A 503-nucleotide genomic window follows, 5' to 3' on the forward strand; every position below is an offset into this window, starting at 1 on the left:
CTACCCCTGAAGCCAAGGGCGTGGAAGGCATTAATCAAGAGGAACTCGAGCAGGCAGCTGAAGGTCTTGCTGCTGCTGTAAATGAGGCTTCTGCAGATGGGAAGATGCAGTCCCTCAATCAGCAGGAGACCCAGATTGCACAGGGAGAACAGCAGCAACAGCAGTCTTCTGGTTGGTCTAGGTAAACCGCTACCCTACCTTTAACTGACACGGTGTAGATATGTCATGTAGAAGGAGCTCTGCCCCAATCAGGACGAAGTCCTTCACAGGGAGCACAGCGCATCGTTGCTACCACAAATCGGGGGGTGCAAACCGCACTTCTTGCAGAACCGCTGCAGTTGCCGTGCATTCAGCAAGAAGGGAGTATTGGTTTGCCGCCCGCCTCGGTGAGTGGGTAGATGCGTTCCTTGCCAGTGTTGATGATGTCAATTGTAGCATTGCGCCATCTGCGCATATTCGGCTTTTCGTTCGACGTTCAGAGGGTTGTTAACGGAAGCGCAAAA

General features: G+C 52.9%; 1 pseudogene. It reads left to right on the top strand.

The features are described from left to right. Positions 1–185: pseudogene (locus GAC_RS04355) on the top strand (DUF1194 domain-containing protein); the annotation flags it as partial. Positions 186–503 lie beyond the last annotated feature (318 nt).

Origin of the sequence: Anaplasma marginale str. Florida (assembly GCF_000215485.1) — a bacterium.
Classification (GTDB): domain Bacteria; phylum Pseudomonadota; class Alphaproteobacteria; order Rickettsiales; family Anaplasmataceae; genus Anaplasma; species Anaplasma marginale.